We start from the raw sequence: 7,009 nt of genomic DNA, 5'->3' as shown, positions 1-7,009 counted from the left end.
TTAGGACGCAAGATTTTCATTCTTGAAAGGGGGGTTCGATTCCCCCAGGGGCTACAAATAAAAATAATAAAAGAACAAAACTAAAGATTAGTCGAGATGGCAAATCACAAATCATCAGTAAAGAGAATCAGACAGGAAGAGAAGAGAAGACTTCATAACAGATATTATGCAAAAACAATGCGTAACGCTGTTAAAAAACTTCGTGAGACTTCTGACAAAGCAGAAGCTGTTGCAATGTATCCAGGCATCCAAAAAATGTTGGACAAGTTAGCTAAGCGCAACATTATTCATAAGAATAAAGCTTCTAACCTGAAGTCTAAATTGGCTGCTCATATTAGCAAGCTCGCTTAAGCAAAGTCTTAAACTAAAAGATAAAATAGGCCGAATCGTATGATTCAGCCTTTTGTCGTTTCAGGAAGACTGAATACCAGGCGGACAACGCCTCCATTATCATAACCAAGCCATAAATTTACTTTTTTTATCCTCCAAGACTCCTTCTATCTCAGCATTTTTTCGTATCTTTGAGAGCTAAATAAAGAAATCGAATTAAACATGACTGAAGAAGAAAAGATAAACGGCGAGAACAATTATTCGGCCAGCAATATCCAGGTTCTTGAAGGACTGGAGGCCGTTCGTAAACGTCCCGCCATGTATATCGGAGATATCAGCGAAAAGGGTTTGCACCACTTGGTTTATGAAGTTGTTGACAACTCTATCGACGAAGCGCTGGCAGGATTCTGTGACCACATAGAAGTAACAATTAACGAAGACAACTCCATCACAGTGCAGGACAACGGCCGTGGTATCCCGGTGGATTTCCACGAAAAAGAAAAGAAATCCGCATTGGAAGTCGTTATGACGGTGCTCCATGCAGGAGGTAAATTCGATAAAGGTTCCTATAAAGTATCTGGTGGTCTTCACGGTGTAGGTGTATCGTGTGTGAATGCACTGTCCAAGCACATGACTACACAAGTATTCCGCAACGGTAAGATTTTCCAGCAAGAATATTCATGCGGACATCCCCTGTACTCGGTTAAAGAAGTAGGCAATGCAGAAATCAGCGGTACCAAACAAACCTTTTGGCCGGATGATTCTATCTTCACTGTTACCGAATATAAATATGATATCCTCGAAGCACGTATGCGCGAATTGGCTTACCTGAACAAGGGTATTACCATCTCGCTCACTGACCGTCGCCAGAAAGACGAGGAAGGCAACTTTAAGAAAGAAGTGTTCCACTCGGACGAAGGTGTGAAAGAGTTTGTACGCTTTCTGAACCGAAACAATGATTCACTGATTGACGATGTGATTTATCTGAACACAGAGAAAAACGGTACCCCAATTGAATGTGCTATCATGTACAACACCGGTTATCGTGAAAGTCTGCATTCTTATGTCAACAATATCAACACTATAGAAGGTGGTACACACGAAGCGGGATTCCGCAGCGCACTGACACGTGTACTTAAAAAATATGCCGAAGATATCAAGGCATTGGAGAAAGCAAAAGTCGAAATCTCGGGAGAAGACTTCCGCGAAGGCTTGATAGCTGTTATCTCTGTAAAAGTAGCCGAACCGCAATTTGAAGGACAAACCAAAACCAAGCTGGGTAACAGCGAAGTCAGCGGAGCCGTGAATCAAGCCGTGGGTGAAGCACTTACCTACTATCTGGAAGAGCATCCGAAAGAAGCAAAGCAGATTGTAGACAAAGTGATTTTGGCTGCTACTGCCCGTATTGCCGCACGCAAGGCCCGCGAATCTGTTCAGCGCAAAAGCCCGATGGGGGGTGGCGGACTGCCGGGCAAACTTGCCGACTGTTCCAGCCGTAATCCTGAGGAATGTGAATTATTCCTTGTCGAGGGTGACTCGGCAGGTGGTTCTGCCAAACAAGGACGCAGCCGTGCCACGCAAGCTATCCTGCCGCTGAGAGGTAAGATTCTGAACGTGGAAAAAGCGATGTGGCACAAAGCATTTGAAAGTGATGAAGTAAACAATATCATCACTGCACTGGGTATTCGTTTCGGTGTGGACGGTGACGACGACAGCAAGAAAGCAAACATTGACAAACTGCGTTATCATAAGGTGGTAATCATGACCGATGCCGATGTCGATGGTTCACATATCGACACTCTTATCATGACATTGTTCTACCGCTATATGCCGGAAATCATCGAAAACGGCCACTTATATATTGCTAATCCGCCTCTCTATAAATGTAGTAAAGGCAAAATCAGCGAATATTGCTATACTGAAGAAGCCCGTCAGGAGTTTATCCAAAAATATGGCGACGGTCAGGAAAACGGCATTCATACACAGCGATACAAAGGTTTGGGTGAAATGAATCCCGAACAGCTTTGGGAAACAACAATGAATCCTGAGACCCGTATCCTGAAACAAGTGACAATAGAAAATGCCGCAAACGTGGATTATATCTTCTCCATGCTGATGGGGGATGATGTAGGTCCGCGCCGCGAGTTCATAGAGAAAAACGCGACGTATGCGAATATCGACGCGTAATAGTTGTATTCAACTAAATATTTAAAAATTAAAAAAAACCAATCCTCACATCTTACAATTTGAGGTAGTCCCGACTCTTCACCGAGCCGGGACTTTTTACATACATCCTCCCCCTTCCGCACACAATAGGGCTCCCCTTTTCATTTATATTTCATTTCCTTTTCCCGAAGGGTGCCATAATACTTCCTTGTGCCATTTTCATCGATGAAATGGGAGAAAACAGACAAACACAAACGATAAGAGAGCTTCAGATAAACGTTCTTTTTCTTATAATTTTAATCACTTGATGAAGATTATATGCGGGAAAGTCTTAATTTTGGAACATCAAACCATTTGGAATATAAACCATTAATAAGATAATAATATGAAACTCACATTCCGAATCGAATACCGCACCGCCTGGGGAGAAGCACTCGGCGCAACATTATGCGGCAACGATAACCAACCAATCATGCTCAGCACCGGGGACGGAATCCGTTGGGAAGGCAGTGCCGAAATGACGGACGCCCCCGCAGGTATCCCTATCTCCTACCGTTATGGAGTGTACCGCGACGGACAATGTATCCGTCGGGAAAGCGGAACAATGCCCCATATCTTCTGTCCCGGCAAAAAGAGAAATTGCCACTATATATTAGATGACTTTTGGAAAGACCTTCCACAAGAATCCTATTTATATAGTTCTGCATTCAGCGGCGACTACCAATCTGCCAACAGTATAAAAACAATTGCTCCTGCCGATTGCAGTATTACCTTCCGTGCCCTTTGCCCCTGTTTACATCACAAACATCAGCAATTGGGAATTTGCGGACGCGGTGCAGCATTGGGAGACTGGGATGGCAAACGAGCTGTACTGATGGAAGAAATCCAACCCAACGAATGGACAGTAACTCTGAATGCCGCCAGCATGGAGTTCCCACTAGAATACAAATTTGTGGCTTGCAATGCCGATACTAAAGAAGTGGAAGAATGGGAAGCCCACAATAACCGCCTGCTCTACATCGACGGAATGAAAAAGGGAGAAATCTATCTCACTCCCGAAACTGAAGTCCATTTCACTTCTTCTGCACGCAAGGTGGCAGGTACTGCCATTCCGGTCTTCTCACTTCGTAGCGAAGGCAGTTTTGGCGTAGGCGACTTCGGTGACTTAAAGAAACTGATAGACTGGGCAGTGAGCACCCACCAGCAAGCTGTACAGATTCTTCCCATCAATGATACTACCATTACCAATACCTGGATGGATTCTTATCCCTACAACAGCATTTCAATTTATGCATTCCATCCCATGTACATTGATTTGCGTCAGTTGGGCAAACTAAAAGACAAAGAGGCACTAGCTGTCTATGAAGAGAAACGAAAAGAACTGAATGCTCTTCCCCAAATCGATTATGAAGCGGTGAACAACGCCAAACGAGCCTATCTGAAATCGATGTTCCAACAAACGGGAAAGAAAGTGCTGGCTTCTGCCGAATTCAAGAAGTTCTTCAAAGAAAATGAACATTGGTTACTCCCCTACGCTGCTTTCTCTTATTTAAGAGACCAGTATGGTACCCCCAATTTCAGCCAATGGCCTGAACATAATGAATACCATGCTGATGAGATAGCGGTCATGTGTGCACCCGAAAGCAACTGTTACGAAGAAATTGCTTTCTATTATTATGTACAATACAACCTGCACATCCAATTATTGGATGCCGGCAATTATGCACGCGAAAAAGGTATTATCTTTAAAGGAGATATTCCCATAGGCATCAGCCGCAATAGTGTGGAAGCCTGGATTGAGCCCTACTATTTCAATATGAACGGACAAGCCGGTGCACCGCCCGATGCATTCTCTACCAACGGACAGAACTGGGGTTTACCCACATACAATTGGGATGTAATGGAGAAGGACAACTACCAATGGTGGCAAAAGCGTTTCCGCAAAATGGCAGAATACTTTACCGCCTACCGCATTGACCACATCTTGGGCTTCTTCCGCATTTGGGAGATTCCATTCCATTCGGTTCATGGCTTACTGGGACAGTTTGTACCTGCCCTGCCGATGAGTGTAGACGAAATACAAAGCTATGGGTTGACCTTCCAAAAAGACTTCATGACGAAGCCATTCATTAATGAGAATATCCTGAACCGCATTTTCGGCGAGAAAGCTGGTATGGTGAAAGAGACATTCGTGCGGCACTGCCATGATGACATTTATGAAATGCGTTCTGAATTTGATACGCAGCGTAAGGTAGAATCCTATTTTGCCGACCGGAAAGACGAAGAAAGCAGAAATATATGTGAAGGACTGTACGCACTAATCAGCAATGTACTTTTCGTGCCCGACCGTAAACACCCTTCCATGTATCATCCGCGTATCGCTGTGCAGAACGACTTCATTTTTGAGGTGCTGAGCTGGGGAGATAAAGAAGCATTCAACCGCCTTTATAACCACTATTATTATCAACGTCATAACCAGTTCTGGTATCAGGAAGCAATGAAGAAACTCCCTATCCTGACACAGTCTACATCGATGCTGGTATGTGGTGAAGACTTGGGCATGGTGCCCGACTGTGTGCCCTGGGTAATGGAACAGTTGCAGATACTCAGCCTTGAGATTCAGCGTATGCCCAAAAATCCCCAACACGAGTTCGGCCATGTATGGGAATATCCTTATCGTTCGGTTTGCACCATTTCTACCCATGACATGTCTACATTGCGGGGCTGGTGGGAAGAAGATTACGAACAGACCTGCCGTTACTACAATCAGGTGATGGGACACTGGGGCGAAGTACCTGCCACCGCACCGGGATGGGTTTGCGAAGAGATTGTGCGCAGCCACTTGGAATGTCCGTCTTTGCTCTGTATCCTGTCATTCCAAGACTGGTTATCGATGGACGAGGAAATCCGTTATCCGGATGTAAACGCCGAACGAATTAATGTGCCGGCCAACCCGCGCCATTATTGGAGATACAGAATGCATCTCACTCTGGAAGAGCTGATGAAGAGCGACAAGTTTAATGAAAAGATGAAAGAAATGATTGATGCCACAGGCAGATTCTAACTTATATCAATATCATGAAGAAAATACCGGATTTAGGATTTTGGAAACTGTGGAATATTAGTTTCGGATTCTTTGGCGTACAAATAGCCTACGCTCTGCAAAGTGCTAATATAAGCCGTATCTTTTCCACACTGGGGGCAGACCCTCACGACTTAAGTTACTTTTGGATTCTTCCTCCACTGGCAGGAATCATTGTGCAACCTATCATCGGTGCCTTGAGCGACCGCACCTGGACACGTTTCGGACGACGTATTCCTTACCTGTTTGTGGGGGCGCTCGTTGCGGTGTGTGTCATGTGCCTGTTGCCGAATGCAGGAAGTTTCGGCATGAGCGTCGGTGCTGCCATGATTTTTGGCTTGGTTTCTTTGATGTTCCTCGACACTTCCATCAATATGGCTATGCAACCTTTTAAAATGATGGTAGGCGATATGGTCAACGAAAAACAAAAAGGGCTTGCCTATTCCATTCAAAGTTTTCTTTGTAATGCAGGAAGTTTGGCTGGATACCTGTTTCCGTTTATCTTTGCGGCAATCGGTATTAGCAATATCGCCCCCAAGGGTGTCGTGCCTGATTCTGTCATCTACTCTTTCTACATCGGGGCGTTCATCCTGATACTTTGCGTCCTTTATACATCGGCCAAAGTGAAGGAATTTCCACCTGAAGAATATGCAGAATATCACGGCATTACCAATGAGGAGAAAAAGGAAAAGACAAATATGTTCAAGCTATTGGTCAAAGCCCCGAAAGCTTTCTGGACGGTAGGCTTGGTGCAATTCTTTTGTTGGGCAGCTTTCATGTTTATGTGGACTTACACCAATGGAACTGTGGCATTGAATGTCTTTGATACTCCTACGGTAGAAACAATGGCAGGAGGTGTAGCGAAAGTAGTTCTCGACACTCAATCCATGCAATATCAGAATGCTGCCGACTGGGTAGGTATCCTGTTTGCGGTACAGGCAATCGGCTCTGTCATTTGGGCTGCAGTGATTCCGACAATTAAAAACAAAAAGTTTGCCTATGTACTCAGTCTGGTACTTGGAGGCATCGGTTTCATCTCTATTTTGTTCATCCATAATCAATATGCATTATTTGTATCATTCGTATTGATTGGTTGTGCATGGGCAGCAATGTTGGCTTTGCCTTTTACTATTCTGACCAATGCACTGACAGGAGGACACATGGGTACTTACCTGGGACTGTTCAATGGAACCATCTGTGTCCCGCAAATCGTAGCCGCTTCGCTGGGAGGAATGATACTAAAGATGTTTACCACAACAGGCAACGTTGCCCCGGAAGTTAATATGCTGGTATTGGCAGGGATATTCCTCATTATCGGTGCCGGCTGTGTGGGTATTATTAAGGAGAAACAGTAACGGATAAAGGCATCATAAAACACGTTAGTACGCATCGCCTCATACGTACTAACGTGTAAGCCCACACATACAGAGG

4 protein-coding genes are annotated in these 7,009 nt (G+C 44.6%); all 4 read left to right on the top strand.

Annotated features, from left to right (window positions below; translation table 11 throughout):
• Positions 1-96: 96 nt before the first annotated feature.
• On the top strand, positions 97-351 hold the full coding sequence (gene rpsT, locus QYT14_RS12630; protein WP_237038690.1) for a 30S ribosomal protein S20: 255 nt from the start codon (positions 97-99) through the stop codon (positions 349-351).
• 201 nt (positions 352-552) lie between these two features.
• A complete protein-coding gene (gyrB, locus tag QYT14_RS12625) occupies positions 553-2,517 on the top strand; it encodes a DNA topoisomerase (ATP-hydrolyzing) subunit B (RefSeq protein ID WP_237038693.1) in 1,965 nt (654 codons plus the stop codon).
• 364 nt (positions 2,518-2,881) lie between these two features.
• Complete coding sequence (locus tag QYT14_RS12620) at positions 2,882-5,560, top strand: 4-alpha-glucanotransferase (protein WP_288325117.1); 2,679 nt, start codon at positions 2,882-2,884, stop codon at positions 5,558-5,560.
• Positions 5,561-5,574: 14 nt separating this feature from the next.
• Positions 5,575-6,933 (top strand): MFS transporter, encoded by a 1,359-nt coding sequence (locus tag QYT14_RS12615; RefSeq protein WP_288325116.1) that lies wholly within the window; start codon positions 5,575-5,577, stop codon positions 6,931-6,933.
• Positions 6,934-7,009: the final 76 nt, after the last annotated feature.

It is taken from the genome of uncultured Phocaeicola sp., from assembly GCF_948499155.1.
GTDB lineage: Bacteria > Bacteroidota > Bacteroidia > Bacteroidales > Bacteroidaceae > Phocaeicola > Phocaeicola faecalis.
Note: the sequence above shows the minus strand (reverse complement) of the source record. Positions and strands in the feature narration are given on the sequence as shown.